At 63.4% G+C, this 26,445-nt stretch carries 22 protein-coding genes; all 22 read right to left on the bottom strand.

Going from position 1 to position 26,445, the window contains the following annotated elements; translation table 11 throughout:
• Window positions 1-7 precede the first annotated feature (7 nt).
• The gene (locus tag H7A19_00760) at window positions 8-1,816 is read right to left on the bottom strand and encodes a hypothetical protein (GenBank protein MCP5473360.1); all 1,809 of its coding nucleotides are present in this window, start codon (window positions 1,814-1,816) and stop codon (window positions 8-10) included.
• Window positions 1,813-2,721 (bottom strand): class I SAM-dependent methyltransferase, encoded by a 909-nt coding sequence (locus H7A19_00755; protein MCP5473359.1) that lies wholly within the window; start codon window positions 2,719-2,721, stop codon window positions 1,813-1,815. Before H7A19_00755 ends, H7A19_00760 begins: the two co-directional genes overlap by 4 nt.
• A gap of 80 nt (window positions 2,722-2,801) precedes the next feature.
• The gene (locus H7A19_00750) at window positions 2,802-3,641 is read right to left on the bottom strand and encodes a glycosyltransferase (protein ID MCP5473358.1); all 840 of its coding nucleotides are present in this window, start codon (window positions 3,639-3,641) and stop codon (window positions 2,802-2,804) included.
• Window positions 3,638-4,738, bottom strand: coding sequence for an ABC transporter ATP-binding protein (locus H7A19_00745; protein MCP5473357.1), 1,101 nt, complete (start codon window positions 4,736-4,738; stop codon window positions 3,638-3,640). The genes H7A19_00750 and H7A19_00745 overlap by 4 nt, the downstream gene beginning before the upstream one ends.
• 77 nt (window positions 4,739-4,815) lie before the next feature.
• Window positions 4,816-5,577, bottom strand: coding sequence for an ABC transporter permease (locus tag H7A19_00740; GenBank protein ID MCP5473356.1), 762 nt, complete (start codon window positions 5,575-5,577; stop codon window positions 4,816-4,818).
• A gap of 6 nt (window positions 5,578-5,583) precedes the next feature.
• A complete protein-coding gene (locus H7A19_00735) occupies window positions 5,584-6,540 on the bottom strand; it encodes a peptidylprolyl isomerase (protein ID MCP5473355.1) in 957 nt (318 codons plus the stop codon).
• Between the two features lie 178 nt (window positions 6,541-6,718).
• Entirely contained in the window at window positions 6,719-7,657 is a 939-nt protein-coding gene (locus tag H7A19_00730; GenBank protein MCP5473354.1) for a hypothetical protein, read from the bottom strand.
• Between the two features lie 245 nt (window positions 7,658-7,902).
• Window positions 7,903-9,495, bottom strand: a complete 1,593-nt coding sequence (locus H7A19_00725; protein ID MCP5473353.1) for a hypothetical protein — start codon at window positions 9,493-9,495, stop codon at window positions 7,903-7,905.
• A 137-nt stretch (window positions 9,496-9,632) separates the two neighbouring features.
• Window positions 9,633-10,100 carry a hypothetical protein gene (locus tag H7A19_00720; protein MCP5473352.1) on the bottom strand — a complete coding sequence of 156 codons (468 nt, stop codon included), beginning with the start codon at window positions 10,098-10,100 and terminating at the stop codon, window positions 9,633-9,635.
• A gap of 62 nt (window positions 10,101-10,162) precedes the next feature.
• On the bottom strand, window positions 10,163-12,499 hold the full coding sequence (gene gspD / locus H7A19_00715; GenBank protein ID MCP5473351.1) for a type II secretion system secretin GspD: 2,337 nt from the start codon (window positions 12,497-12,499) through the stop codon (window positions 10,163-10,165).
• A 41-nt stretch (window positions 12,500-12,540) separates the two neighbouring features.
• A complete protein-coding gene (locus H7A19_00710; protein ID MCP5473350.1) occupies window positions 12,541-13,260 on the bottom strand; it encodes a hypothetical protein in 720 nt (239 codons plus the stop codon).
• The gene (locus H7A19_00705; protein ID MCP5473349.1) at window positions 13,257-13,865 is read right to left on the bottom strand and encodes a hypothetical protein; all 609 of its coding nucleotides are present in this window, start codon (window positions 13,863-13,865) and stop codon (window positions 13,257-13,259) included. The genes H7A19_00710 and H7A19_00705 overlap by 4 nt, the downstream gene beginning before the upstream one ends.
• The gene (locus H7A19_00700) at window positions 13,834-14,964 is read right to left on the bottom strand and encodes a PilN domain-containing protein (protein MCP5473348.1); all 1,131 of its coding nucleotides are present in this window, start codon (window positions 14,962-14,964) and stop codon (window positions 13,834-13,836) included. Before H7A19_00700 ends, H7A19_00705 begins: the two co-directional genes overlap by 32 nt.
• 15 nt (window positions 14,965-14,979) lie before the next feature.
• Entirely contained in the window at window positions 14,980-15,873 is an 894-nt protein-coding gene (locus H7A19_00695; GenBank protein ID MCP5473347.1) for a general secretion pathway protein GspK, read from the bottom strand.
• 8 nt (window positions 15,874-15,881) lie between these two features.
• Window positions 15,882-16,583 (bottom strand): prepilin-type N-terminal cleavage/methylation domain-containing protein, encoded by a 702-nt coding sequence (locus H7A19_00690; protein ID MCP5473346.1) that lies wholly within the window; start codon window positions 16,581-16,583, stop codon window positions 15,882-15,884.
• 68 nt (window positions 16,584-16,651) lie between these two features.
• Window positions 16,652-17,161, bottom strand: a complete 510-nt coding sequence (locus H7A19_00685; protein MCP5473345.1) for a prepilin-type N-terminal cleavage/methylation domain-containing protein — start codon at window positions 17,159-17,161, stop codon at window positions 16,652-16,654.
• Entirely contained in the window at window positions 17,158-17,580 is a 423-nt protein-coding gene (locus tag H7A19_00680) for a GspH/FimT family protein (protein MCP5473344.1), read from the bottom strand. Before H7A19_00680 ends, H7A19_00685 begins: the two co-directional genes overlap by 4 nt.
• Window positions 17,581-17,833: 253 nt before the next feature.
• Complete coding sequence (gspG, locus tag H7A19_00675; GenBank protein MCP5473343.1) at window positions 17,834-18,361, bottom strand: type II secretion system major pseudopilin GspG; 528 nt, start codon at window positions 18,359-18,361, stop codon at window positions 17,834-17,836.
• Between the two features lie 12 nt (window positions 18,362-18,373).
• The gene (locus H7A19_00670) at window positions 18,374-19,588 is read right to left on the bottom strand and encodes a type II secretion system F family protein (GenBank protein MCP5473342.1); all 1,215 of its coding nucleotides are present in this window, start codon (window positions 19,586-19,588) and stop codon (window positions 18,374-18,376) included.
• Window positions 19,589-19,927: 339 nt separating this feature from the next.
• Window positions 19,928-21,640 (bottom strand): type II secretion system ATPase GspE, encoded by a 1,713-nt coding sequence (gene gspE / locus H7A19_00665; GenBank protein ID MCP5473341.1) that lies wholly within the window; start codon window positions 21,638-21,640, stop codon window positions 19,928-19,930.
• A 75-nt stretch (window positions 21,641-21,715) separates the two neighbouring features.
• The gene (locus H7A19_00660) at window positions 21,716-22,366 is read right to left on the bottom strand and encodes a hypothetical protein (GenBank protein ID MCP5473340.1); all 651 of its coding nucleotides are present in this window, start codon (window positions 22,364-22,366) and stop codon (window positions 21,716-21,718) included.
• 227 nt (window positions 22,367-22,593) lie between these two features.
• The gene (gene purL, locus H7A19_00655) at window positions 22,594-26,436 is read right to left on the bottom strand and encodes a phosphoribosylformylglycinamidine synthase (protein MCP5473339.1); all 3,843 of its coding nucleotides are present in this window, start codon (window positions 26,434-26,436) and stop codon (window positions 22,594-22,596) included.
• Window positions 26,437-26,445 lie beyond the last annotated feature (9 nt).

The raw sequence follows: 26,445 nt of genomic DNA, 5'->3' as shown, positions 1-26,445 counted from the left end.
CTGCCCGCTAGCCCAGCAGCGACTCGGCGAACTTGGGTGCCAAGGCGAAGGCCGTGGGCCAGGCGCGCACTGCGGCGGCCAGTTGTCGGGTCTCGGTGCGCAGACGTTCGGCGGCACCGGCGGCATCGAGACTGTCCGGCCATTCACCGAGGCGAGCCACACTGTTTCGGGTGAGTTCCTTGCTGGTGGACTGGATGATCTCGCGCAAATCAGCCTCCCAGTAGATCGGGGCCTGCTTGCCTGCCTCTTCCAGGCGGCGCTGCAGATCGGCGACCAGATCGGCGCGCTTGTAGCTGAGATAGGTGTTCAGCTCGCTCTGCAGTGCATCGCTGGAGGATGCGGCGAAATCGTCCATCAAGGCGGCGAGATAGGCAGCGCGGTCTTCGGCATCGCTGCTGCGGCATTCGCCGGCACGGGCCTGGATATGGTCAGTGAAGAAGGCCGCCGAGTTCGGGGTGAACGGTCGTCGCGCGGCCTCGGAGCGCTTGATCGGCGGCTGCCACTGACTACCGACAGCGGTATTGGTGTGGATGACCACCGATTCTGGATCAAGAAAGCGGGTCAGCACGCCAAAACTCGGGCCCACGCGGGGGCCGGCGCCCGGCAGCACGAAACCGGACAGCACGCTGAGGTCCAGTGCGCTCGGCTGGTAGACGCTGTTGAGCGTGACTCGGGCACGGTTGATGCCGTGGCAGACTTGATCGCCCTCGAACTGACGCATATAGGATTCGCGCGAGCCCCAGAGCCGGTCGCGTGAGCGATTGTCGAGTTGGTACAGCCAGATATTGTGAGGCGCTTCAATGGAGCCCACGCTGCCCTGAACCAGAGCGGCCACCCGGCCGCGCGGATCGAAGGCGCGGATGGCCGGCAAGGGCGCGCCCTGGAGCGCACCGGGGGCCAGGTGCCAACGCCCCGGCTTGCTGACGCAGCGACCCAGGCTCTCGCCCAGATAATGCTGGGCGATGTGGCCGAGCTGGCCATCTTCGTAATCGACCTCCAAGGCGGGCATCGGCTGATCGGGCTGATAGAACCAGGCCTCGCGCTGATTGCTGTGCAGCAGATCGATGCCGCCGGTGGCATTGGGCATCTGTCGCTGCGGCAGGTACTGGCGGTCGTCAAAGACCAGCGGCCGGCGCCCTGAGGCGAGCAGCACCATCCAGTTGAACAGCTGACCGCGCGTCGGTGCCTCGTCCTCGCCGAGCAGCCAGGTCAGGGCTGCGGCCTGGGCTTTCATCTGGCCCTGCAAACGGGCAATGAAAGCCGCGCGCTCGGTATTGCCCAGGTAGCGCAGACCGGCATCGCGCCGGCGCTCGTCCACCACGCGCCGATTGGCTTCGCGGGAAGCCTGACTGCGGGAACCATCCAGCACCACGATGGGCAGGTGGTCGATGCCCGGATCATCGGCCTTGATCAGACTGTCGATGATCCGCGCCAGTCCCTCGGGGCGATCTTCGGCGAGCACGAACACCGGCCCCAGCGGTGCCAACCTGCGCCCGGGTTCGCTGCCGAAACCGCCCAGAATCTGGTCGGCACTCTGCAGCAGCCCGCGATCGACCAATCCAGTCAGCACGCGACGAACCCCGTCCTCCTGTCCGCGCAGATTGGGCATGGCCGACAGCATCTGCTTGAGATGATCGTCCAGCGTCGCGAAGCTCTTGCATTGATCCAGCGCTTGAAACACCTCGAAGGTCATGACATGACGCTCCTGGGTGCGCGGATTCTGGATCATGCATTCCTGGCTGGAGAGCGGCGCGACCATGCCATCGTCGGCGGCGAACAGGGTGTCGGATTTGGGGCTTGCGATCACTGCGCTCATGGTTTCCTTCCTTGGTGTTGCGCCTGCTCCGCGAGCAGCGCTTCTGCGTGCGCCAGGCGCGCCCGCAAGTCGGCTATTTCCTGATCTTGGGCGATCAGGCGGTGTCCGGCGGCAATGATCCGCCGGATTTCTTCGTTGTAGTGCTCGTACACGGTCTCGGCGGCATCGCCGAAGAGATGCAGGGCGCCGGCGGGCGCCACACGTTCCAGCGGTTGCGCCGAGCACACGGCGAGAAAGTACAGGGCCTGGTAGTCAGGCCGTGCGCTGACCGTACCGTCAGACCTCAGGGTGCTGACGCGGGCCTGACTCGGCGGCTGATCCGGATCCCACAGCAGCGACTGGAACAGCAGTTTCTGGCAGTAGATCCGGGTATGGGCGAAATTCGCTTGCAGCAGTGTTTCGAGTTCCGCGCGGTAGAGCTCGCGGACGTGATATTCATTGCGATAGTCACGCAGATCGCTGTAGGTGTGCTTGTCCGGGGACGAGATCAGCAGTACGCCATCGGCAGTCAGCAGGCGCCTGAAGCCAGCCAGCATGCGCTCCTGCTCGTGCACATGCTCCAGTGTTTCGAAGGACACGATGACGTCGAAGGAGGCGTCCGGCAGCTGGTCCAGCGCGGTGACATCCTGCTGCTGAAAGCTCAGACCCGGGCGTGACGAATAGCGCCTCCGGGCGTGGGCAATGGCTGCGGCATCGACGTCGAGACCCAGCACGCTGGCGCTGGTCCAGGCCAGCAGTGCACTGCCGTAACCCTCGCCGCAGGCGGCGTCCAGCACACGTTTGCCGCGACAGAAATCCACGGCATAGGCGTAGCGGTGCATGTGCTCGTACCAGATCTCGCGCACGCACTCGGGCGTGAAGCGTTCACCGGTGAAGGGCAGGATGTCTGGTTCAGTTGTGCTCATGGTCGCGCGTGCGCCGTACTCGGGCGTGTTCCCGTCTAGCAGATTGGTACGATTGGCCGAAGATCAAGTTGCCGTGCGCATCAGCCGGACATGGCTGCGAGAGCCCGGTAGCGCAGCAAGGCCCGTTCGCGCAGGGGCGCGAGGGGGTCGGCCGCAATGAATTGTGCAACCGCGTCATTGTAGCCGGGATAGCGCGCCAGCAGGCGCTGCAGGTTGTCTCCGCCCGGTTTCAGCCCCAGCGGCGCAAAGGATCCGCCGCCAGCGTGAACCACATAACAGTGGTCGGCCAGGATGTTCCGCCAGCCATGGCCGGCCGCGCGCAAACAGAAGTCATTTTCCTCGCCGTAGCCGCGGCCGAAGGTGGCTTGATCGAAATCACCGATCTGATCCAAGGTCTCACGTCGGATCAACATGCAGAAACCCACGGCCGTGGGCAGCTCGGGATAGCTCGGCGGGCCGGCGCTGGCCAGCGCCGCTGCCACGATCTCGGCGTCGGCGGGTACCGGATTCACCTGGCAGAACAGGGGCCAGGAACAGATCTCGGCATTGTTGGAAAAGGGCGTGACCGTCGCGACGCGCTCGTCACTGTGCAGCGCCTCGCGCAGGTGCGCCAGCCAGCCCGGCGTGACTTCGGTGTCGGCGTTGAGCAGCAACACGTCGCTCTCGGTTTCGGCAAAACCTCGATTGACGCTGCCGACGAAGCCCAGATTCTCGGCATTGACGAGGATCCTCGGTCGCAGCGGCGAGGTCCGGGCCCAACTGGCCAGCAGCGGCGCGATCGCCGGATCGGGCGAGGCGTCGTCGACAATCAGAATACGCGCCTGTTCCACGGGCGTGTGCCGGTCCAGCGCAGCCAGACAACGCTCCAGCAATTCGCGGGCGTTGTAGACCGGGACCACGATGTCGATGGGTCGGATCACGATTCCCAGTTGTGCGGCAGCCGGATCATGCCGAGTTCGCGGGTGTCGCCGCGAATCACGATCTCGCGGACCTCGGTATCGAACATGCGCATGCCCTCGGGATCCAGTGCATGCAGCTTGATGGTGTATTGCCCCGGCAGCAGGTGCAGCGCATGAAAGATGAAGCGGTATCGATAATCACCGCTCTCGGTTCGGCTGGCGCTGGCACCATCGATCTCGCTGGAGGTTCCATAGACGGCGGTACCGTCGGCCCGCGTCACGCCGATCGCCAGATGGGGCACCCGATCGTCGCCCGAATAGAGATCAGCCTCGATCCGCAGCTCGCGCTCCCGCGGTAACAGCAGGGGGGTCAGGCCGTCCTTGCCATTCAGGCGCACCGACTCGATGCGGTAGCCATCGGCGCTGACTTGCTTGGGGCCAGCTTCAGATTCCTTGGCGGTCTTGCGTTCGTGATAGGCCAGATAGTCCTGAGTGACTTCGTAGACGTCGCCATAGGCCTGGATTTTGCCGCCCTGCATCCAGAGCGCATGGCGGCAGAGTTTCTGGACGTGATACATGCTGTGGGACACCAGCAGCAGTGTGCCGCCATCGTTCAGATAGTCCTCGATCCAGCGCACACATTTCTTCTGGAAGGACTCGTCACCCACTGCCAGCACTTCATCGGTGATCAGGATGTCCGGTCGCCTCGCGGCCACGACCGCAAAGCCCAGACGCACGACCATGCCGGTGGAGTAATGCTTGATCGGCTCGTCGATATAGCGGCCGATATCGGCATACTCGATGATGGCCTCGGTCTTCGCGCGAATATCCGCCTCGCTCATGCCCATCAGGGCCGCTGCCGTGGCAATGTTCTCGCGCCCGGTGTACTCGGGGTGGAAGCCTGCGCCCAGTTCCAGCAGCGCCGCGACCGAGCCGTTTACCTCCACGCTGCCGTCAGTGGCATTGAGCACGCCAGTGATGACCTTGAGCAAAGTCGATTTGCCGGCACCGTTCTCGCCGATGATGCCCAATGACTCGCCGCGGCGAACGCTCAGATTGATGTCCTGCAGCACCGCGACGTCGGCGATTCCGGTTCTGCCGGTCAATACCCGCAACATCGCCCGCACGCGGTCGGCATTGCGGTGTACCAGCGGGTAGCGCTTGGCTACGCCCTGGAGTCTGACCAGCAGATCCGTCACAGGAAATCCTCGAAATGTCGGCGTAGCCGGGTGAAGACGAAGGTACCGAAGCCAAGCATCGCAAAGGCCAGCAGCGCGGCCTTCAGGTCATCAATGCCGAAGGCATATTGCGAGTCCAGGATCAGGTGGCGCAATCGTTCTGGATAGTAGGTCAGTGGATTCCAGTCCATCAGGCGCTGCGCGAACTCGGGCAGCATGGCGCGCGAGTACAGCACTGGTGTCAGGAAGAACCAGAAGGCCAGCAGCTGTGCCAGAACCTGGGCCAGATCGCGTACGAAGACCTGGATGGCCGCCATCATCAAGGCAAAGCCCAGCGTCCAGACCACCAGCAGCGCCAGCACCGGCAGGGCCAGCAGCACGCCCAGCGGGTCAATATGGCTTCCGGTGGCGGCGAGTATCGTCAGGGCCGCTGTATAGCCGACCAGATGCAAGGCCGCGGAGGCAAATACCGAAGACAGCACCAACAACTGCGGCTCAACCGCGACCTTGCCGATCAGCGAGGCGTTGTCGATGACGCTGGTGGTAGCTCTGGATGTCGATTCGGCAAACAAGGTCCACGACCAGAAGCCGACGCCAATGTAGGCCACCAGTCCATGTTCTTCGGCGCCGGCAACCCGAGCCTTGAAGATGTACTGGAACACCAGGGCATACATGAGCAGTTGCAGTGCCGGATGGACCACCGCCCACAACAAACCACTCATGCTGCCGAGGTAGCGCGAGCGGAACTCGCGCAGGAAGAAGTGCCGTAGCAGTTGCACGGGAGACTACTTGGCACCCTTGTCGTCAGCGCTCTGGGCGTCGGTGTCCTCGCCGTAGATCAGGCCGGCGAGATTGTCCGGGAAGGCCTGCAGTTCCGCGGTGGACATCAACTCGCCGCGATAGTCCAGGACCACACGGCGACGGGCGTCGTCCTGCAGTTTCTCGACGATGCGAGGCTTGGCCTGCTCGAAGGTCAGCGCGACTTCGTCATTCTTTTCGACCAGCTGCAGCAAGTGATAGCCAAACTGGGTCTTGATCGGATCGCTGAGTTCGCCGGGGGTGGTCAGACTCAGCGCGGCCGCCGCGAAATCCTCGTCGATGTCCTTGTTGCCGTCGATCACCTTGATGATCCCGGCATTGGTGGCTTTGCTGGGATCATCGCTCAGTTCCAGCACCTTCTCGGCAAAGGTGCCAGCGTTGGCGCCCTTCAGTTCCTCGTGCAGGCTGGTGATCTGGGCCTTGGCCAGCACGTCGCCGCGCTTCTCCGGCGAGATCAACAAATGACGCACGGTCGCGATCTTCGGCGTATGCATATCGGCCTTGTTGGCCAGATAGTATTCGCGCGCCAGCGTTTCGAAGTTGCTCTTGATTCGGGTGGCGCGGATTTCGTCCAGGCGGTAGACCGCCAACACATCATCCCTCGCCTGCTCCAGTCGCGCCTGCAGGGCGGCGTCGTTGGCTGCCTTTTCCGCATTGACGTCATGAGCGATCTGCCGGGTGATCAGCAGATTTTCGAGCATGTTGTTGATCTGCTTGGGGTCAGAAAGCAAGGCATTCTGCTTGCGCTCATCCAGACCCATGAGCTTGGCCATGACGTCAGCCACCGTGACCACGGCGTTCCCACGCTGGACCACCGGGCACTGGGGTTCATGACAGGGCTTCTTGTCGGTCGAATCCTGGGCATATGCATGCGCCGCGGCGACGAGGCCGAGCGCAGTGATCAGACTGCGGGAAAACATCATGAAGGGTACTCGCTGTTGAACGGATCATTGGCAGAATGCGCCGAAAACGCATCTGGGAGACATCAATGACCACAGGTCGGCGGAAAAGTTGCAACTGAGTACGGGTGCAGGGCTGAGCCCTGCACCCGCGGAATTCAAAGCTGGCCCTGGGTCTATCGGACCAGCATCAGCACAGGACTCAATCCTGGACCTGGTTCTGGGCGTCGGCACCGCAACTGCTGGGGCCGATCGGGCAATAGGGCCCCGAGCCCGGCACGGTGGTGCCGCCGTAGGTCCAATTCAGCCAATAGGTGGTTCCGGGTGTCAGCGAACAGCTGAACTGGGTCGAGCCGTTGGCCCAACCGATGGAGACGAATCGGGACACTGGCGACAGGCAGTTGGGGCCCAGCTTGCTGGGATCAAAGCAGCCTTGCTGATTTTGGGCCGAGATGGACATCAAGCCAACACCGTCGCCATCTCCTGGATAGTCCGAGGTGGCAAAGGTACCGAACTGGCCGGGGGTTGAGGTGGCCGTGAAACTGTAGGCGACGTAGCCATTGAATGGAACCAGAATGCGCTTGCGAACGCCAAAGGCCGGCCAGGCGTTCTGGGCGTTACTGAATACGCTCGCGTAATTCGCGGTTTGCGCCGTGGGATAGGCGGCGATGCAATTGCCCCCACCGCCGCCGGATTGGACGACCACCTGAGTAGTCTGGCTGGCATTGGTCGTGCCATTGGTGCAGGTCAGCTGGAAGGTGATGGTCTGGGCGGTACCGGGTGCGGCAAAGGTCTGGCTGCCGCTCGTCGGCAGGGTGCCGAAACTGGACCAGGTGGTGCCCGCGCCCTGGCTGGGCGAGCAGGAAGTCGTGTTCGACGAAGACCAGTTCAGGGTGATATTTGCGCCGGTCTGCACGGCAGAAACACTGGGAGCAAAACTGTTGATGGTCGGAACGGGTTGCCGGTTACAGGATATGTAGTCACCGACCGAGGAGCGGACGATCACGTTACCGGTGGACGCATTGATGCTCACCGCGCTGACCGTCGACGAACTGCTCAGACTGATCGGAGTGACGTTGTCCAGTGACACGGTTTGCGCAGTCGCGTGGCCGCTCAGGCTCAGAAAAGAAGGCAGTGCCATCAGAGCAAACCAGGCAAAGCGAGATTGCAGGTACGACTGCATCAACCATACTCCCAACAAGAACTTCAAAGGCGCATGAAGGCTGCCACCGATCGGCGTGAACTGCAATCGTTGACAGTGCCTCGGCGGTGTCATCACCAATTTCGGACAGCGTTGCTTAACGCCATGCCGCCGCCTTTCGGACCGCGGAAAAGAAGAAGGGGGGCTTTCGCCCCCCTTCCGTGTTGCTACAACTCAAGCGTGGATCAATCGCAAGGAGCCGTACCGTAGGCACCCTTGAAGCAAGCGCGCGAGGCGCGGTGCGGGTAAGCACCGGCGTACGAGGCCTGCAGACCAGCGCCCTGGTTCACGTTGACAACGCGCAGAGCCCAGAAACCAACAGCCGGGAGGCCGTAGTAGCTGTCAGGCGTGTTGCCAGCACCCGGGTTGGTCTCGACCAGCGGAGCGCGGGTCAGCGGGGTCGGGATGCCCTGGCCGTTGATCGCGTTCTCGTCGTAGAAGCCCAGCCAGAACCAGCCGTTGGTGAACGTGCGCTGGATGATGCCGAAGACTTCCAGATAGGTCGGGATACCAGTCCACAGCGAACCAACGCTGCCGGCTGCACCCGGAGCGCCGAGGATCGGCGTCGCGGAACCCGAGCTCAGCGGGGTCTTCGAGAACCACAGCGGGTTGGCTTCCCAGCAAACCTGCTGCTGGCCAGCACCCGGCGAGAAGTCGAACAGAGCGAAGGTGTTCTCTTCACGATCGTAGATGCGGCTGGAAACGCGCTCGCAACCACTGTAGCCGTTGGTGAACGGAGCCGAGAACGTGGTCGAACCCGTCACGTGGAACTTGCGGGTCGGGAAGGTGACCACCCACTCAGTGCCTGCACCCAGGTTCTCGTCCAGCTCGTATTCGTTGAACACGGCTTCACGCATGAACAGAGCCGACACAGCGCGGAAACCACCACCACCGGCGGTCGACCAGTTGCTGGTGATCAGACGACCACGGTCGAACACGTAGCTGGTGACGTTACCCGGCGTGGTGCTGTTGACACTGGCCAGATTCGGCAGCTGCGAACCCGGAGCGGTGTGCTGGATCGAAGCCGAGAAGCCGTCGATCGCTTCAGCGTTGTAGCTCAGGTAGGTACCGTCAGCGACGTCAACGATGGCGGCGCCACCGAACAGACCACCCGACGGCGGCTCGAGGTCAAAGAACGGATCCTGGACCCAGATACCGTTGGCGCCCGGGCTACCCGAACCCAACCAGGCGGCTTCCAGGAACGCGCAGGAACCCGGACGACCGTTGCTGTGGGTCAGAGCGCTGCCGAAGGTCGAATTCGTCGGGATGGAACCCATCTCGATGATTTCGATGTAACCGTCGCGGGTACGGGTGAATGCACCGGTGTTCAGACCAGCCGCCGAGAAATCGGTGAAGGCGGAGGTACGGAACGGGAAGTAACGGCGACCGTCTGCCAGGGTCGGCAGCAGGAAGATACCGTCTTCGATACCCGGCACGGTGCAGCTGGTGTCGGTGGTGACGATGTTACCCGGGCCGGAATCGGCCAGCGAGAACAGACCGGCGGTCCACACGTCGTACTCGGACAGGTACAGATTGAAGTCGAGCACTTCACGCGAGTTGCGCGCATCCAGGAAACGGACCTTGACGGCCTTGCCGGCGCTGGTGGTGTTGACGACCGACATGACGGTCGTGTTGCCACCATTGACGGTGTAGTACGGGTAGATCAGGACCTGACCAACGCCATCAGGATTCAGGTTCACCGCGGTGGAAATATTCGCGATGCCAGCGACGCCGGCGAGGCCGGCTACGATGGCAGTCGCCATGGTGTTCTTTTTCATTACAACACTCCTAGTCAACTACAGGGCTTGGCCTATTCCAACCTTACTCCGAGTTGGGGGTTGACCCCTCTTTTCGGCAAGGTTAGACGAGAGCACGACGAATGCTAAGACAACTCGAACAAGCATGCAACAACCGATCAACGATCGGCATTCGGAACCAAGTACCACTCTCCATCACTCAGAATCCAGTTTTCGGTGACTACGTTGAGCGCATCCACTGTCCCAACGCGCATCACTGGCATCTGAAACTGAGCATTGACTTGTATTTCTACGGTACAAACGTCCGGCTCGCAAGTGGCTTTCTGAAAAAAGACGCTGGTCCACTGCACCGGACGGTCCTTCATGGTCCGAACATAGTTCTCGCGGGTCTGCACTTCGCGGTAGCCCGGAGAGAGCAAGTCATAGGCCTTGTCGAAGTCGCGCTCGATCAGCAGATCCCAGCGCTGGACCGCGCGGCGCTTGACTTGTTCTTCGGGCGTCGCCTTGGACCCGACGTCAGCCGTAGCGGATTCCGGACGTGTGGCGCGCTGTCCGCATGCCGCCAGCGTGAGCACGGCAAGCCCAACCAGCGCGGTGCGCGCCATGGGGCCAAATTTGAATCTCATCCTTCTACTCCTTGGTCTTCATCATCTGCTTTCAGTCCACCGTCGGTGGGCCGGGGAACGCGTCAGCGCTCGGATTCCTTGAGTTCCTTCCGCGCGCGCTCGGCGGCCTCCATGTCTTCGATCAGTGGCGATAGCCCCTGAAAGCGCTTCTTGTACTCTTCGGTCAATTCCCGGGCACTCTCGCCACCGCCGCGAATGACAGTGGGCGTGATCAACACCAGCAGCTCCTTGCGAGAGTTGTCGCGACTGCTGCTGCCGAACAAGCGACCGATCACGGGGATCTTCATCAAGCCCGGGAATCCCGACTGCGAGTTGGAATCGTTCTGCTGGATCAGGCCGCCGAGCAGCACAGTGTCGCCGCTCTGCACGGCCACTTCGGTCTCGATGGTCTTCTTGTCGACCGGCACATTGCCGCCGATGGCATCACTCGCCGCACCCGGCGTGCTCTGTTCGGCCTGGATTTCCATGAACACCAGACCACCCGGATTCACTCGCGGCTTGACGTTGAGGATGATGCCGGTATCGCGGAACTGCACATAGCTCTGGCCGACTGTGCTGCCACCGCCGGTTCCTACGCCTACGAACTGACTGCTGACCACCGGAATCTGCTGGCCGACATTGATGGACGCCTCGGTATTGTTCAGCACCATCACCGAGGGCGCCGACAGCACCTTGACATCGCCTTCGCTCTGCAGCATCTGCACCAGTGCACCCGCGCTGGTGCCCCTGAAGATGAAATCGTTGCTGGTGCCATTGACGACACCGTATTCCATGCGTTCAACCACGGCCTTGGCAGCGGAGGAGCCGCCCCCGGTGCCGGTGCCATCATCGGGCGGCACCAGCAGCGGCAGAGCCTGCTCGAAGTACCACTGCACACCGAATCTCAGGTTGTTGATCAAGGACACATCCAGCAGTCGCGCCTCGATGTGCACCTGAAGCGGCACCGAGTCGAGCTTGCGGATGGCGCCGCGGATGGCGTCGTACTGGGCCGGCGTGGCGCGAATGATGAGCTGATTGTTCTCTTCGACGGCGGTGATTCGAATATCGTCGCCTTCGACGATGGCCAGGCCCTGATCACCGCCGGCGCCACCACCGCCGACCGCGACGGCACCGCCACCGGACGCCGCGGCAGGACGTGAGTCGCTGCTGTTGCCGCTGCTGCCACTGCTGCGCGAGGACTTGGGCTCGCTGGCTTTCTCGCCGGTGGGGCCGCGCAGATTCAGCGAGCCGCCAGTGGACGAGGACAACTCCACCGGCTGCAGGCCGGGCGCCAGACCGCCGGCCGCCGATGAGGTATTGGCTCGGCTGGACTCGCCGCCGGAACTGCCGAAGATATCGTTGAGTCGATCGGCAAGATCCGTCGCCTTGACATTCTTCACGTCATAAACGTAGAGCCGCACGCCGGGCTGATTGCCGCCCTGATCGAGCCGGGTGATCCAGCGCTCGGCCTCATCCAGATAGCGCCGCTGCGGCGTGATCACCATGATCGCGTTCAGACGCTCGATCGGGATGAAGCGGAACATCCCCGCCAGGGGCGACTGCGATTGCTCGCCGAAGATCTGCTCGAGTTCGGGGCCGAGGGTCTTGGCTTCGGCCTGCTCCAGCGTGATCAGGCCGATGGACATGCCTTTGATCCAGTCGACGTCGAAGACATCGATGGTGGCCATGTAGTTTTCCAGTTCGCGACGGCTACCGGCGACCACGATAATGCTGCGGGCGTTGTCCGCCTTGAGGATCGCGCCCTCCTTGGCATAGGGCTGCAGCAGCTTTTCCATTTCGGTGGGGGCAATGTAGTCCAGCGGCACTGCCCGTACCTCATAGCCGCGGGCCTGCTCCGCCGAACCCACGCGCGGTGTCAGATTGCCGCGCACGGCATTGGCCGACGGCACCACCGAATACTGACCATCAACGTAGACCAGCGCCAGGTTGTTCCAGGACAGCAGCATTTCCAGGATCGAGAAGGCTTGCTCCGGCGTGACCGGGCGCGCGGTGGAGAAGGTCACCGTGCCGCTGACGCCGGCCGAAATGATGTAGTTCTCTCCCAGCAGATCGCCGAGGATCATCTTGACCACGTCGGCGATCGGCATGTCGGCGAAGTTGAGGCTGGCCTTGCCCTGCTCCGGCGGCTTGCGCGGCAGCTTGCTGGCAGCATCGATGTTGATCAGCTGGCCCGTGCCTTCCTGCAACACATTGCTGGGCTTTGCGGCCGGTGTGCTCCCGGCCTCGACAGCCCCCTTGTCACCCTCCTCCGCTTCCAGCTCGGGTTTGACGGCGTCAGGCTGACGTTCACTGGCAGCTACGGGAGCGCGCCCGGCATCGCCAGCCATGGGCATGGAGGCGCATGAGGCCAGCAGCATTACCAGGGCCGCCAGCGCGCTGATTCGAAATCCTTTCTTCACCCAAAATCTCCTTAGTGCCTGTTTCTGGACCAAAGCAGGCCCTACTGCTTCCCTTGCTGCTGATTCATCTTCTCAGCCTCGGCACGCATCTGCGCGCGGCGCTGCTCGATGATCCTCTGCACTTCCGCCTGACGCGCGGCCTCGTCGGCCGGCATTGGCTGTGGCTGCGCCTGTTGAGCCACACCGGGCTGCCCCGGCGGCGGCACTGCAGCCGGCGGCGGCATCGGCGCGCCGGTGGGCGTCTTCGACATGTCCAGCTTGAGCTCGGCGCTGCCCTGTTGCGGCCCCCCGTCAAAGACGGCCTTGCGCGGCGATAGTTCCTGCAGCGTCCAACCGGCGAGGTCGTCCGGCAACGGCATGCCCTGGCGTACCCGGATCACGGCGCTGGACGTATTGACGCGGAGGATGGCCACCTGGTGATCGGGATCGATCAGCACGCCGAGCAAGGTCGCATCCAGAGGAACCGGCGGCGGCGCGTCACTGGCTACCTGACCGGCATCCTTGTTCTCGATCGGACGCGGCTTGCGGTCGTTGTTGAACAGCGGCCGCTGCGATATCTCGATGTATTGAGAGAAATCCGGCAAGTTGAACGCCACCTGCTGCATCGGTTTCATCAGATCGGCGTCAAGTTCGCTGGATTCGTCACTCAGCAAGCGATAACCGGAACCCACGCCCAGCGATTGCAGCACGGCAATCAGCGCAAACACGCCGCAGATGCCTCCAAGGACAATCGTTGTCATCTGGCCGAGATCACGCTTCATCCCTGACCTCCGGGCTTGCGGATGTAGCCGTAGACATCAAAGCGCGCATCCATGTCGCCGAGATTGGGTTGCGGCATGCCGCCCTGGAACATCAGCTGCTGATACAGATTGAGTTCGGCCACGAACAAAAAGGGCGTGGCGTTTTCCAGTTCGTAGAGAATTTCGGTCAGATCATCCAGATCACAGCGCATGCGCACCTTGACCACCACGCGCTGGTAGGGCTCGGGCGCGGTCGGGCGTTCGTTCTGGCTGCTGATCAGCTGACAGCGCTGCGGATCGCGGGCCTTGTCGGCGATGATCTGCTTGAGCTGGCTGTTGAGGTTGGCCGCGGCCAGATCGAAGCTGTCCTCGGGCAGAAAATAGTTCGCCCCGGCCTGAAACTGGCGGACTTCGGCCAGCCGCTGCTCGATCTGCGGACGCTGCTCGGCAATCTGGCGGAAACGCAGCTCGCTCTCCTTCAGATCCGAAATCTCGTCGGCATACGCCAGGTGCTGGGTGATGAACCCATGGAACATCAGGAAATAGGCCAATACCAGCACCATCAGCGCCAGGCCGATGGCAACGGGCTTGCCCTTACCGGGAGCCGGCAGCAGTGTCAGTGCCATGGCAGGCTCCGGTCTTGAGGTCGGCGGCAAGGCTGAAACGCTCCTTGCCAGTGGCTCCATCGGGCTGGATGATCCCCTGGAACTGCGGTTTGGACAGACAACGGGAATCGGTCAGGATGCCGATCAGCTTGTCAGCGCGGGCTGATTGCCCCTGCAACTGCACCTGATTGCCGATGAAGGACAGTCGCTCCAGCCAGGTGTCGTCGGGCACCAGCCGAGTAATCTCGGCCAACACATCGACGGTGACCGCCTGTTCGGCCTTCTTGTCGGCGAGAAAACTGGCGCCTTCGATGGCATCACGCAGCTGCCGCTTGAGTTCGGCGCTTTGCATGGCCGCGGCGCTGGATTGGGCCTTGTCTTCGTTCAGATGCTCGATGGCCTGTTCGCGCAGGGCCAGCGATTGCCACATGACCAGCCAGATCAGGGCCACAGCGGTAGCGCCCAGGATCAGGTTGACCCGCAGTCGCTTGTCGACTCGGCGCGCACGCCGCTCGGCCGGCAGCAGGTTGAAACCGGCGGGCAACTCGGCGATCGCCACGTCGGCGGCGTCCAGCGGGAGATTGCCGACCTTCTGCAGCAATTCATCGAGCACCGCTCGCGGTACCGCCAGCAGCTCAACCAGCATGGTCCGGGCAGCGGGATCGCGTTTCTGGATACGATGGTCGAAATAGATCTGGTCGGCGCGGAAGGGCGTTTGCCGATCCATCTCGAAAGCCAACACCGAAGCCAGGTGTTCCTCGGCGGCCAGCGGCAGAGTCAGTCTGCGCCGCAGCGTGCGCCCGGCGGGCAACATCAGCACCTGACGCGGCGCGTGTTCCTGTCCCGCCCGCAGGCGCTCAGCACCACCGATCAGGGCGTCACGATCGGCCGCCACCGTTTCCTCGACTTCCACACGTCCGGCGCGCACCCGCCGCAACTGCCAGCCGTCGGTAACGGGGGACAGCGTAACCACGGGCAACTCGGCCGCGAGCCACTCGCGCCAGGCGGGGGGCAGTGCGGACAGCAGTTCAGAGCGCCACCACGACAAGAATTGGGCGAACCCACTCTTCTCGTAGCGCTGCTTCAGGCGCCGCCATGGCTTCTGGATCAGCTCGAGCATATAGCCTGGGATAGGTTAACGGAATTCACCATCGCGCCAGCGGACGATGCGAAAGGGCCGGCGCGCCACCATGCTCGCGCCTAGGCGCACGGTTGCTTCCAGACCGGCATTCGCTCCGCCCGGCAGTGTCGCACGGGACCGGATAGTGTACGTAAGGCCCCCGCCCTGCGCCACCACGGGACTACCGTCGGGCAAGGCAAGCGGGAGTGCGGATGGCGCAGGGCCACCGATGGCCTGCTGCCGCTGTTGCACGAATAGCTGGACCAGATCAGGGCTCATACCGGGAATCAGGGCAAGAACTTCAGGGGAGGCGAAGGCCGGATTGGGCTGTGCCCTGCCTGAATAGATGGTCAGCGAGGGCTCAAGTTCCCGGTACAGCTCGAAACTCATGCCCAGTACCTGCTGCAGCTCGGAAACAGTCTCGAACGGTGCGTTGCGCGGCTTGTAGTTGCGTCCAGCGGCGCGGTATTCGCCCTCTTCGGCACCGTTGGGGCTGATCAAATCATCCGGATCTCGCCAATCAACCACGGCTGCGGCCAGCGCTTCGGCATCGGGCCTGGACAAGCCGCCCGATTCGAACAGTGCACCGAGCAGGATCGGATCGGCCACATTCAGATCGACCTTGCCGGTCTCGTCGTAGATCTCGATCTCGATCTCGGCGCCTTCGAATTCCATCGGATAGACCCGGCCATCGGCCACCCAGCGCAACTCCGGATTCGAGCTGCGCATCTCGTACACGGCGCGATGCAGTCCTGCCTCGGCGGCATAGCGCGCCCGGGTCGCATCCAGCAGATTGCGCCCCTGCAGGGCCTCCACCCGCGCGCTCAGGCTGAAGCTGGCCAGCAGCACGGCGATCAGTACCGAGACCCACAGCACCATCACCAGCGCGATGCCCTGCTGTTTACGCATGGGAGTTCTCATCCGCCGGAGGGGAAGAAGCCGGCATTGAAGCCGCGGGTGGCGCCACCGTCGACCATCATCACTACGTCGAGCACGGGCCAGTCCATGCGGCTCTCGGCGCTCATGGTCAGATCCAGCTCGATGATCAGCGGCGTCAGCTGGGAATCCTCCCAGCGCTCGCTCCAGTCCCCCACCTTGCCTTCCGGGTTCAATCCCTTGAATCGGAAGCCACCATCGCGGATGCCGGACAGCAGCAGAATCGGTGGTTCGGACTGGTCGATCTTCTTTTCGTCAAAACCATTGTGCAGCCAGTGCCGGAACACCAGCGAGCGGTCACGGCCATCGCGGATCAACTCCAGCTCCTGCACATAGGTGCCGCCGTAGCCCAGGTAGCCGGGCATCGGTGCCACATAGCGGATCTTCTCGTGATCACCCTCGAACAGGTAGAGCTTGCCGCTGGTGGTGTCCTGCTTGTAGGCCAGCGGCATCAACCTGCCCACCTGCATGCGGATGAATTCCTGGGTGATGCGCAAACGATTGGTGCGATCGATGAAGGCCTGCCCCGTCTCCGCCGCCCGCTGACCACTGCGCAGGCCCTCGTAGACCAGGGTCATCAACAACGCCACCAGGGTCATGGCGACGAGGAGTTCGATGAGGGTGAAGCCCCGCTGCGCACCCCGCGGATTGCGGCGGGTAAAACGTAAAACGTCAAACGTCAATGACAGCCGCGCATCAACATGGCTTTGGCTCTTGTTGACGTTTGACGTTTCACGTTTTACTGCTGCGTTCAAAACTGCCCCTCCTTCAACTTGGAGCGCAGTGTGATGAAGTGCTGTTCCTTGCGCTGGTTGGCGTCGCCCCAGCTGACGGTCAGGTCGACTCGATAGAGGTCGACCGGAAAAGTGTCGCTGGCCAGGCCGTCGGTGCGCGGCACTTCCTGCTTGCGGATGTCCAGTTCCCAGCGAAACTGCTGATTGAACTCGCCGCGCTCATTGCCCTCTTCCAACTCCTCGATCGTGCCAACCGCATCCAGCTTGGACTGCGCCCACAAGGCAGCCTCGCTGACCTCGGCCGAGCGCCGGGTATTGCGCATGGCCATGCCCAGCGCATCCAGCACCGCGCCGAAGATCAGCACGAAGACGATGAATGCCACCAGCACTTCGATGAGGGTGAAGCCTTGCTGGCGGCCGCGACGGCGGCCGCCAGCAGGAAAATGGGAAACGGAAAACGGAAAAAGGGGAGCAACAGCGCGCGCTGTTCCCTTTTCCCTTTTCCTTTTTCCTTTTTCCTGCCTCATCGCCGCTCCTTCCGCCCATCATCCAGTTCTATTTCGCCAGTCAGCCACGACACCTTGACTTTCCACTGGCGGCCATCGGCAATCAGGGTGATCGTACCGCCGGTTGATCCGCCATCCGGGAAGAAACGGATGCGCCCGACCTTGTCGCTGTCCACTTCCGATTGCGCGGTCAGCAATTTGATCTCCAGTACCTCAGGGAGTTCCACGGCAGGCCGACCGGCGGCGGAATAGCTGCGTTGCTCCAGATTGACTTCGAGGAACTTCTCTTCGCGGTGGAGGATGGCCTGACTTCGGGTGTAACGCAGCGCGGCGCTCATGTCCCGCGCTGCAGTTGCGACCTTGACGCTGTCCAGCCTGCCGACGATCGAGGTACCGAGCAGAGTCGCGACCGTGGCCACGATCAGCAGAACGACGATCATTTCGAGGAGGGTGAAGCCCTGTTGATGGGCGCAGACGCGATGACTTCCGCAGACAAGGCCGGATGCTGTGACCGCTGAAACCGCCGGGACTCGGGATTCGGGACTCGGGACTCGGGCAAGCGGCAACTTCGATCCCATCTGCGAAAAATGAGACTGAGGAATGGGAACAAGCGGCGAGTCTGGCAAGAACACCGAGTCCCGAGTCCCGAGTCCCGAGTCCCGCAGGTATGCCCGCCGCGAGCTCACAATCTCATCACTGATTATTGTCAATATCCGCCGCCGTATCGGCCCCGCCCGGCGCCTTGTCGGAGCCCAGCGAGATCACGGCATAGGGTTGGCCGCCCTCACCCGGCACCTTGATCACATAGGGCGTGCCCCAGGGATCCTTGAGCTGCGACTCATTCAGATAAGGACCACCCCAGTTGCTGGCATTGCCGGGCCGGGTGACCAGTTCTTCCAGCTTGGATGGCGCCGAACCTGAGTCGAGGTAGAACTGATCCACGGCGGTGGCCACCTTGCGAACGCCAGCCTTGGCCGCCTGAACGTTGGCCCGCTCCTTGTTTCGGAAGATGTTGGTCGCCAGCATGGTCGCAATGAAGGCAATGATGCCGAGCACCAGCAACATCTCGATCAGGCTGAAGCCGCGCTGATGAACGCCGACGCGGCGACGTCCGGAGACAAGGCCATGGTTTCCCTTCGCGGATTCGCGAGGGGCCAACACCAGCCCGGCCAGCAGTCGCTGCCGCAGCGCCATCAGACTGAAACCCTTTGCTTCGTTCATTGCGTGTCCTCTTCAAGCCACCAGATCGTTCAAACTCAAGATGGCCGTCACCATGGAAATCACGATGACGGCGATGAAACCTGCCAGCAGGATGGTCAACACCGGCACGAAGGCCGCCATCAGCCGGTCGATGGTCGTTCTGACCTCTCGGTCATAGGTATCGGCAGCGCGCAGCAACATGTCGTCGAGCTGACCGGTTTCCTCACCGACGGCAATCATCTGCAAGGCCATCCGCGGGAAGCGCTTGCCGGCGGCCAGCGCATGGGCGAGGCCACCGCCGGTCTTCACATCCTTGTTGGCAGTATCGACCTGTTCGCCCAGCGCCGAGTTCCCCAGCACATTGCGGGCGATCGACATCGCCGACAGCAACGGTACGCCGTTCTTGAGCAGCGTGCCGGCGGTGCGCGCAAACCGCGCGGTGTCGATCTTGATCAGCAGATCGCCGATCCATTTCAGATTGAGCAATCGCGTATCCCACACCAGCCGTGTGACCGGGTCGCGGAACTGGCGCTGGAAGAACATGACCACGGCGATGGCGATGATCAGGAATACCCACCAGCCATAGCGGATGGCATTGGCGAAGGCCAGCACAATCTGGGTCAGGATCGGCAACTCGCCGCCCAGCTGTTCGAACAGCGGCATGAAGTTGGGAATAACGAAGACCAGCAGGAAGATCATCGCGCCGCCGGCGAGCAGCAACAGGATGCATGGATAGATCATGGCCGAGACCACGCTCGACTTCAGCTCCTGGTTGCGCTCCAGGTATTGCGACAGTCGGGTCAGCGTGTGATCGAGCGTGCCTCCCATTTCGCCGGCGCGAACCATGTTGACGTAGAGCCGGGAAAACACGCCGTGCTGACGCTCCAGCGCCTCCGACAACGAGACACCGCCGCGCACTTCATCGCGAACCCGATCGACCAGCCGCTTCAGGCGCGGGGATTCGGCCAGATCTCCGAGCACCAGCAGTGAACGGTCCAGCGGCAAGCCGGCTCCAACCAGCGTAGCCAGCTGCTGGGTGAAATTGGCCACATCGGTTTGCGACACGCCGGTGGAACGGAACAAGGCTCCCAGCCCGGCACCCTGCGCCTGATCGGCCGGAATCGCCTCCAGCGGCAGATTGCCCTGCTCGTGCAGCTTGGCCACCACCTCATCGGTGCTGGCGGCCTCCATCTGGCCCTGCAGCACCTCGCCGTTGGGCGCGACGGCCTTGAAGCGGAAGGCGGGCATTCAGCTTGCCTCCCTGCGGTCGGCAAGCGGTAAAACGTAAAACGTTCTGAGCAGTAAAACGTAAAACGTGAAACGTAAATTTGGGCTGAGGCTGTTTCCGAGCTCGCGGTGACGAATGCGCACGCGCGCTGCCGACCGACCCAGAAGGACCCGGACCATCAAGCTCGCCGCCCACCGAATTGACGTTTTACGTTTCACGTTTCACCTTGCTTGCCTCAGCGCTGCAGAAAACCCGGCGCGGCACCGCCTCAGAACCCCAACCCCGCCGCTGCCTCAATTGACGTTTTACGTTTCACTTTTCACCTTACTTGCCTCAGAACCCCGGAAAACGCGACCAAACTACCCCTCCTGACACACCCTCAGCACTTCCTCGATGGTCGTCAATCCGCTCAGGGCCTTGGCGATGCCGTCTTCGTACATGGTGCGCATGCCTTCCTCGCGGGCGAGGGCTTCGATCTTGCCGTGGTCGGCGTGCTGCATGACCAGGCGGCGGATCGGGTCGGTCATGGTCAGGAATTCCATGATCGTGGTGCGGCCGATATAGCCGGTGGCGCTGCGCTCGGAGGCCACGGGACGATGCAGATAAATCGGATCGTGGCGCGTGAACTTGCGCAGCTTGTGTTCCTCGACCACTTCCGGAAGCGCCTGATAGCGCTGGCTGGTCTCGCGATCCAGGCGACGCACCAGTCGTTGCGCCAGCACGCCGTTGACCGTCGAGCACATCAGGTAATCGTCCACGCCCATGTCGAGCAGGCGGGTGACCGCGCCGGCGGCGTTGTTGGTGTGCAGTGTCGACAGTACCAGATGGCCGGTGAGTGCCGACTGGATGGCAATCTTGGCGGTCTCCAGATCGCGCATTTCGCCGATCATGATGATGTCCGGATCCTGACGCACGATGGAGCGCAGGGCGCCGGCGAAATCGAGGCCGATCTGCGGCTTGACCTGGATCTGGTTGACGCCTTCGAGCTGATATTCGACCGGGTCTTCGACCGTGATGATCTTGACCTCGGGGGTGTTGATCTTGCTGAGCGCGGTGTACAGCGTGGTGGTCTTGCCCGAACCGGTGGGACCGGTGACCAGCATGATGCCGTGCGGCATCTCCAGCACATTGAGGAACTGCGGCAGGAAATCGTCGGTGAAGCCCAGCGCCTTGAAGTCCAGCACCACGCTTTCGCGATCGAGGATACGCATGACCACGCTCTCGCCGTAGCTGGTCGGCACCGTGGACACGCGCAGATCCAGTTCCTTGCCCTGCACGCGCAGCATGATGCGGCCGTCCTGCGGCAGCCGGCGCTCGGCGATGTTGAGCTTGGCCATGATCTTGATGCGACTGATCACCGCGGCGGTCGAACTGGCGGGCGGCGATTCGACCTCCTGAAGCACGCCATCGATGCGGTATCGCACCTTGAGGCGGTTCTCGAAGGGCTCGATATGGATGTCACTGGCGCGCTGCTCGACTGCCCGCTGCATCACCAGATTGACCAGGCGGATCACCGGCGCTTCCGAGGCCAGGTCGCGCAGATGTTCGACATCATCTTCGCCACCGCCCTCCTCACCGGCAAGATTCTCGACGATGGTGCCCATCGCGGAGCGACCCTGACCGTAGTAGCGCTCGATCAGATCATCGATCTCCGTGCGCAGGCCGACCGCAATCTCGACCGGCTTGCCGGTGGCAAGAATCACGGCATCACGAGCGTAGTCATCCTGCGGATCGGCCACCAGCAGACGGATGGCCTGCTCGGACTCGCCGATCGGCACGATGTGGAACTGTTTCAGAAACCGCACCGAGAGGGTCACGCCCGCGGGCGGCACATCGGGAGCGTCCTTGGCGTTGACCAGCGGCAGTTCCAGCAACTCGCTCATGGCCTCGGCGACATCGCGCTCGGAGGCCAGGCCCAGGCGGGTCAGCAGCGAGACCAGCCCGACATCGTCCTGCTCCTCGTGCACCCGCCGTGCGCGTGCCAGATCGGCATCCTTGAGCCTGCCCTTGCGCAGCAGAAACTGGCAGATGCGCTCGTCGAGATGCTCGACGTCCACTGCCGTCTGCGGCAGCGGCGGGGCGGCGTGTTCAGATTCAACGATGGCATTCACGCGTCGGGCACTCGATGGCAGCAACAGGGGGCAAGACTACTGAGACTTCGTTTCGGTGCTTCTGGTTCCCACGTCGGGCAATTCACTGCCCTCGGTGGTGACCAGACCCTGGATGAAGGCCTGATTGAACATCACCCATAGAATTACCGGGGTGATGGCTGGCAGCACCAGATAACCGAACTGGTAGCAGAAAGCGATGAGGTTCAGCGACAGGCCGGCATCGGTGATCACCCGCGAGGCCTCGTCACCGGCCTGCAAACCCAGACTCTTGAGCACGTCAAAGACGGTACCGAAGGTCTGTACCGCAGACAGGATGATCACACCCACGCCAACCTGCCACAGACGCTGCCAGTTGCGCAGCGGCGTGGCCATGACCAGACCCACCAGCACCGGGATGCAGTAGCCGTAGATCATCGGGTTGGCCTCGACCACCACCGCCGGCGTGCCCTGGCTGGTGTCCACCCCCACCAACAGCGCCGGATCGATCGGCAGGGTGGTGATGAAGGCCAGGATATGGCGGGTCTGCTCGACGCCGGCGAACACATTCGGCAGCAGATGCTGCAGCACCCAGTTCGCCATTGCCGCGATCGGCATGACAAAGATCTGGGCGAAATAGAACCACACGAAGAAGGACAGCGGCAGCCAGAGTACCGCCAGGAACAACAGGGATTTGAGTGGACCGAACATGTCTGGATTATGAGTAGGCTGTGCAAGCAGGCGACGGGTGTGTCGCGGAAATGACCCGGTGAGGGTCGGAAATGGCGACGAGGTTGGTCGGACAGCAACCCGACCGGGGCATCGACGCCAACCGCCCTGTGCCGTGGCAGCGGGAGGCGCATTCTAGCCTGTGCGCGGCGCCCGCTCGAATCAAGACCGTCTGCAAGGAGGCTCAGACCCGAAGCGTGACGGAGCGCTCAAGCCACGAAGGCCCGGGCATTGCGGAACAACCGCAGCCAGGGCGAGGCATCGCCACCCGGCGCTGCCCAGCTGAGCTGGACCCGCCGGAACACCCGCTCCGGATGCGGCATCAGGATCAGGGCGCGGCCATCGGTGCTGCAGAATCCGGTGTAACCCTCCGGCGAACCATTGGGATTGGCCGGGTAAGTCTGCGCCCTGGCGCCGTCACTCCCGATGAACCGCAATGCCGGCCGGGCCTGAGCCGGCATGGCGCTACCGCCCCAATCGGCACGGCCCTCGCCATGCGAGACCACCAGCGGCAGACGTGATCCGGCCATGCCGGTCAGCAGCACGCTGGGCGAATCGAGCACTTCGACCTGCACCAGCCGGGCTTCGTACTGCTCGGAATGATTGCGCAGGAAGCGCGGCCAGCCTTCGGCACCGGGGATCAGATTCGCCAATCCGCTGAGCATCTGGCAGCCATTGCAGACGCCGAGCGTGAAGCTGCCGCTGTCAGCGAAGAAGCGCCGAAACTGCTCGGCCAGCTCCGGATGGTGGGCGATGCCCTTGGCCCAGCCCTGTCCGGCACCCAGCACGTCGCCGTAGGAAAAGCCACCACAGACCGCCAGACCACGGAAATCGGCCAGGCGATGGCGACCGCTCTCCAGATCGCTGACGTGGACGTCGATGGCGTCGAATCCGGCGCGGACGAAGGCCGCCGCCATTTCCAGCTGACCGTTGACGCCCTGCTCGCGCAGGATCGCCACCCGCGGCCGGGCGCCGCTGGCGATGTAGGGCGCGGCGATATCCTCATCGACGTCGAAACTGGGCGCTTCGATCAGGCCACACGCCCCGTAGTCTCGCAGGCGCTCGAATTCCTGGTCGGCGCTGTCGGGATTGTCGCGCTCGCGCTGAATGCGCCAGGATGTTTCACTCCAGGCCGCCAGCAAGTCCGCCATCTCGGCCTCGAGCACGCTGCGTCCGCCCGCGCGCACGCGCAGCTGGGCGTGGTCGGCGGCGGCACCCATACGCCGCAGACGAGTGTCCAGGCCGGCGGCCGCGGCACTGGCAAGCAGCGCCTCCTGATCCGACGCCGCCACTTCGATCAAGACGCCGAGTTCCTCGTTGAACAATTCGGCCAGCACATCGCCATCGCCGCCAAGCTCCAGATCGAGCCCCAGACGCGCAGCGAAAGCCATTTCCAGCGCGGCCACGATCAGACCGCCGTCGCTGCGATCGTGCCAGGCCAGAATCCGGCCGCTGGCCTTTTCCGCCGCTAGCCAATCCAGCCCACGGCGAAACTCGAGCGGATCATCCAGGTCCGGGGCCCGATCGCCCATCGAACCATGCACCTGGGCCAGCACGCTGCCGCCGAGGCGCTGGCCTGCGCCCAGATCGAGCAGCCACAGGGCGGCGCTGCCGTCGCGACACTGGAGTTCGGGCGTCAGCGTGCCGCGGACATCGGTGATCGGTGCAAAGGCGCTGATGATCAAGGAGATCGGCGCCCGCGTGCGGCAGTCGCTGCCGTCGGCATCGCGCCACTGGGCGCGCATCGACAGCGAGTCCTTGCCCACCGGGATACCCAGGCCCAGAGCCGGGCAGAGCTCGCGGCCTACGGCCTCGACTGCGGCATACAGCGCGCCGTCCATCTGCGGATCGCCGACCGCCGCCATCCAGTTGGCCGACAGCTTGACCTGCTCCAAGGCCGCCACCGGCGCCGCATAGAGATTGGTCAGCGCCTCGCCCACAGCCATTCGCGCCGCCGCGCGGGCGTCCAGCACGGCCAAGGGCGTGCGCTCGCCCATGCTCATGGCCTCGCCGCTGTAGCCCTCGAAATCTGCCAGCGTCACCGCCACATCGGCCACCGGCGTCTGCCAGGGGCCCACCATCTGGTCACGGTGACTCAGGCCGCCGACCGTGCGATCGCCGATGGTGATCAGGAACTGCTTGCTGGCCACGGCCGGAAAGCGCAGCACGCGCAGCAGCGCATCCAGCGGCTCGATGGTCGCCAGATTCAGCGCCACACCCGCCTGCGGTTGATGGCCGATTGCCTGCCGGTGCATCTTCGGCGCCTTGCCGAAGAGCACATCCATCGGCAGATCAATGACCTTCGTGTCTCCCAGCCGTACGCTCAGATGCTCGACGGCGGTTGCCGTGCCGACCGCCGCGTAAAGGCAGCGCTCGCGCTCGGCCAGTTCGATGAATCGCGGAAGGCTTTGCGGGCGCAGGCCAAGCACATAGCGCTCCTGAGCCTCGTTGCACCAGATCTGCATCGGACTCATGCCCGGATCGTCATTGAGCACCGCGCCCAGATCGATGCAGCCACCAACGCCGCTGTCGTGCAGCAGTTCCGGGATGGCATTGGACAGACCACCGGCACCGACATCATGAATGCTGACGATGGGATTGGCCTCACCCAGCGCGATACAACGGTCGATGACCTCCTGGCAGCGCCGTTCCATCTCCGGATTGTCGCGCTGCACCGAGGCGAAATCGCGGGCGGCGCTGCCGATGCCGCTGGCCTGCGAGGAGGCCGCACCCCCGCCGAGGCCAATCAGCATGGCCGGGCCACCGAGCACGATGACGATATCGCCTTCCCGCAGCAAACACTTTTCGACATCGGCCGCGCGCACGCTGCCCAGACCGCCGGCGATCATGATCGGCTTGTCGTAGGCGTAGCCCTGATCGAGCCGCTCCGGGAAGTGCTCGAAGGTCCGGAAATAGCCGCCCAGCGCCGGGCGCCCGAATTCGTTGTTGAAGGCGGCCGCGCCGATCGGCCCCTCGACCATGATCCGACGGGCACTGGCCAGATGCTGCGGCAGCGGCCGGGGCTGCTCCCAGGGCTGCGGCGCATCGGCAAAACGCAGATGTGAGACCGTGAACCCGGTCAATCCGGCTTTGGGCCGTGCGCCGCGACCGGTTGCGCCTTCGTCGCGGATCTCACCGCCAGCACCGGTGGCAGCACCGGCATGCGGGGCGATCGCAGTCGGGTGATTGTGGGTCTCGACCTTGATCGCCAGATGTACGGGCTCGGTCGTAGCGCGGTAGCGACCTTGAGCATCCGCCAGGAAGCGCTGACCGACGTGCCCCGCCAGCACGGCGGCATTGTCCTTGTACGCCACCAGCGTGCCCTGCGGCGTGCTCGCGTGGGTGTGCTTGATGTGGCCAAACAGGCTGGAGCTTTGATCGATACCGTCGATGGTCCAGCTGGCGTTGAAGACCTTGTGTCGGCAGTGCTCGGAATTGGCCTGCGCGAACATCATCAGTTCGGCATCGCTGGCGGCACGCCCCAGCTGCGCATAGCGCGCGGCGAGGTATTCCAGCTCATCCTCGCTCAGCGCCAGACCCAGACGCTGATTGGCCTCGGTCAGCGCTGGCAGATCGGTGGCCACGTAGACCAGCGGCGCCGCTGCCGGATGCCGGTGCAGGTCGGCGAATTCGGCTGGATCCCGCAACACGCTCTGAGTCATGGGATCGTGCAGCAGGGCTTCGATCTGCTCGATCTGCGCCGGCTGCTCGGGCCACTGCGCGAATTGATAGCAAAGCACGCGCTCGACGCGCTCCACCGCCAGACCGCAACGATGCAGGATATCGGTGGCCTTGCTCGACCAGGGCGAGCGCGTGCCGAGGCGCGGCGCGACGTAGCGGACGACACCGGCCGACGCCGGCGCCTCGACCGGAGCACCCCACTGCAGCACTTCAGCCAGCTGCGCATCGCTGATCTCGGGCGCCACGCCGAAGGCCACAAAGGTCTCGCTGACGGCCACGATCCGCGCCGCCAGTGGCGCCAGCCGCTGGTTCAGTGCATCCAGTCGAAAGCGGGAGAGGGCCGCAGCCCCTGGAATCGAGCGTATCGGCATCGGGGCGGT

This window comes from Rhodanobacteraceae bacterium (assembly GCA_024234055.1).
Lineage (GTDB): Bacteria > Pseudomonadota > Gammaproteobacteria > Xanthomonadales > SZUA-5 > JADKFD01.
The sequence above is the reverse complement of the archived record's forward strand: the minus strand, read 5'-3'. Positions and strand labels throughout refer to the sequence as shown.

Bases quoted from the DNA above. Each gene is read 5' to 3' on its own strand.
- H7A19_00695 (MCP5473347.1), bottom strand. From the start codon at position 15,873: ATGCGTAAACAGCAGGGCATCGCGCTGGTGATGGTGCTGTGGGTCTCG.
- H7A19_00755 (MCP5473359.1), bottom strand. From the start codon at position 2,721: ATGAGCACAACTGAACCAGACATCCTGCCCTTCACCGGTGAACGCTTC.
- H7A19_00670 (MCP5473342.1), bottom strand. From the start codon at position 19,588: ATGCCCGCCTTCCGCTTCAAGGCCGTCGCGCCCAACGGCGAGGTGCTG.
- H7A19_00710 (MCP5473350.1), bottom strand. From the start codon at position 13,260: ATGAAGCGTGATCTCGGCCAGATGACAACGATTGTCCTTGGAGGCATC.
- purL (MCP5473339.1), bottom strand. From the start codon at position 26,436: ATGCCGATACGCTCGATTCCAGGGGCTGCGGCCCTCTCCCGCTTTCGA.
- H7A19_00725 (MCP5473353.1), bottom strand. From the start codon at position 9,495: ATGAAAAAGAACACCATGGCGACTGCCATCGTAGCCGGCCTCGCCGGC.
- H7A19_00685 (MCP5473345.1), bottom strand. From the start codon at position 17,161: ATGAGGCAGGAAAAAGGAAAAAGGAAAAGGGAAAAGGGAACAGCGCGC.
- H7A19_00705 (MCP5473349.1), bottom strand. From the start codon at position 13,865: ATGGCACTGACACTGCTGCCGGCTCCCGGTAAGGGCAAGCCCGTTGCC.
- H7A19_00745 (MCP5473357.1), bottom strand. From the start codon at position 4,738: ATGTTGCGGGTATTGACCGGCAGAACCGGAATCGCCGACGTCGCGGTG.
- H7A19_00735 (MCP5473355.1), bottom strand. From the start codon at position 6,540: ATGATGTTTTCCCGCAGTCTGATCACTGCGCTCGGCCTCGTCGCCGCG.
- H7A19_00700 (MCP5473348.1), bottom strand. From the start codon at position 14,964: ATGCTCGAGCTGATCCAGAAGCCATGGCGGCGCCTGAAGCAGCGCTAC.
- H7A19_00720 (MCP5473352.1), bottom strand. From the start codon at position 10,100: ATGAGATTCAAATTTGGCCCCATGGCGCGCACCGCGCTGGTTGGGCTT.
- gspG (MCP5473343.1), bottom strand. From the start codon at position 18,361: ATGAACGAAGCAAAGGGTTTCAGTCTGATGGCGCTGCGGCAGCGACTG.
- H7A19_00730 (MCP5473354.1), bottom strand. From the start codon at position 7,657: ATGGCACTGCCTTCTTTTCTGAGCCTGAGCGGCCACGCGACTGCGCAA.
- H7A19_00660 (MCP5473340.1), bottom strand. From the start codon at position 22,366: ATGTTCGGTCCACTCAAATCCCTGTTGTTCCTGGCGGTACTCTGGCTG.
- H7A19_00760 (MCP5473360.1), bottom strand. From the start codon at position 1,816: ATGAGCGCAGTGATCGCAAGCCCCAAATCCGACACCCTGTTCGCCGCC.
- H7A19_00680 (MCP5473344.1), bottom strand. From the start codon at position 17,580: ATGATCGTCGTTCTGCTGATCGTGGCCACGGTCGCGACTCTGCTCGGT.